This is a genomic window from Streptantibioticus ferralitis, assembly GCF_029223525.1.
Classification (GTDB): domain Bacteria; phylum Actinomycetota; class Actinomycetes; order Streptomycetales; family Streptomycetaceae; genus Streptantibioticus_A; species Streptantibioticus_A ferralitis.
This window is the reverse complement of record NZ_JARHTQ010000082.1, coordinates 1-2,018: the sequence shown is the minus strand read 5'-3', so window position 1 is coordinate 2,018 and position 2,018 is coordinate 1. Positions and strand designations below refer to the sequence as shown.

The following is a 2,018-nucleotide window of genomic DNA, read 5'->3' as shown; positions in this document are numbered from 1 at the left end:
TCAGGAAGACCGTCGGCATGGAGGCGGCCGTCGCGAACGACCAGCCCGCCGGGATCGGCACGACCAGCCGCCGGTCGGTCACCACCACCGAGCCGAACCCGCCGTCGGTGATACCCATGACCCGGTCGCCCACCCGCAGGTCCGACACGTCCGGGCCCACTTCGGTGACCACACCCGCGACCTCGCCGCCCAGCGGGCCAGCCTCACCCGGGTACATCCCCAGGGCGTTGAGGACGTCGCGGAAGTTCAGGCCGGCCGTATGCACCCCGATCCGGATCTCGCCGCTCTCCAGCGGGCGCGCGGCCGACGGGAACGGCACCAGCCGCAGATTTTCGAGGGTTCCCTTGGCCGACGAGTCCAGGTGCCACGCATCGGCCTGCGGCACTGCCAAGCCCGTATCGGCCCGCGTCAGCCGGGCAGCGTGCAGCTTCCCTGCACGGACCGCCAGCTGGGGCTCGCCGGTGTCGCGCGCGACGGCCAGCAGACCGGCCGACATCCCGGTCGCGGCATCGGCGTCGATCAGCGTGATCCGGCCGGGGTTCTCAGCCTGCGCCGAACGGACCAGACCCCACACTGCGGCGGCGCCCAGATCCGTGACCGCCTCCCCGGGGCCGACGGCGACCGCACCCGAGGTCAGCACGATCAGATCCCGGTCCCCGGTCAGCCAGGCCTGCAGCTGGGCCAGCATCCACCAGCTGGACCGGTGGGCCCCGTCGATCGGGCTGTCCCCGCCGGACACCGCGACCACCAGCGGCAGGGCCGAGTCAGACTCCACCCGGTCGACGTGCTCGTGCACCAGCGCACCCGGCAGCCACGCCACCTCCGGCTCGGGACCGGCCACCACTGCGGCGGCCACGCCCGCCCAGTCGTCCAGCACGGGGGACGGGGCGTCGAGGGGGGTCCACTCCACGGCCAGCACAGTCTCGTCCTGGCCGTCGCTGGCGGCGGTCAGCGCCTGCGGCGTCAACGGGCGCACGACCAGCGATCCCAGCGACAGCACCGCGCCGCCGGCCGCATCGGCCACCGCGACCGAGAGCGAATCCGGACCCGTCTGCGTCAGGCAGGCCCGCGCCCGGGTCGCCCCGGACGCGTGCAGCACCACATCCCCGAAGCTGAACGGCAACCGGCCAAACTCCGCGGGCTCGAGGTCCACGAACAGCGATGCATGCAGCACCGCATCCAGCAACGCCGGGTGCAACCCGAAACCGCTGGCCCGACCCGATTGAGGCTCGGGCAGCACGACTTCGGCAAAGACTTGACCGTCGCGGCGCCAGGCCCGGGTCAGGCCCTGGAACGACGGCCCGTACACGAATCCCTCACCGGCGATCCGCTCGTAGATCCCGTCGGTGTCCAGCGCTTCTGCGCCGACCGGCGGCCACACCCCGGCCAGGGTGGAGAAACCGGCCGCCTCAGCCGCCGTCGTGTCATCCACGACACCGCTGGCGTGCCGGAACCAGGCTTTCTCCCCACCCGCGTCGGGGCGCGCGTACACGGTCACCGGACGGCGCCTGTCCACCAACTCGCCCACAACCACCTGGACTTGAACGCCACCCCGCTCCGGAAGCACCAACGGCGCCTCCACGATCAACTCACTGACCCGGCCACCCCCCACCACATCGGCGGCATGGACGACCAGCTCCACAAATCCCGTCCCCGGGAACAGCACCACACCCTGAACAGCATGGTCGGCCAGCCAGGGCTGCGCCCCGACCGACAACCGCGAGGTGAACACCACCCCACCGCCTTCAGGCAACGACACCACCGCACCCAGCAACGGATGCTCCGCCGACACTAACCCCGCCGCAGCCACATCAGCAGCCACCGCACCACCCTCAGGCCAGTACCGGCGGCGCTGGAACGCATACGTCGGCAGATCCACCCACCCCGGCCTCCGCCCAGCGAACAACCCGTCCCAGGAGACCGGCACACCCTGCACGAACAGTTCACCGGCGGCGGTGAGCGCGCTCTGTATGCCATCGCGGTCCTTACGCATCAACGCCACCGCGACCGCATCAGCG

1 protein-coding gene is annotated in these 2,018 nt (G+C 71.7%); it reads right to left on the bottom strand.

Annotation, left to right across the window (positions count from 1 at the left end):
• Window positions 1–1,993 (bottom strand): SpnB-like Rossmann fold domain-containing protein (locus tag P2L57_RS39730; protein ID WP_275823451.1); only part of this gene is annotated, 1,993 nt, incomplete at its 3' end.
• Between the last annotated feature and the right edge of the window lie 25 nt (window positions 1,994–2,018).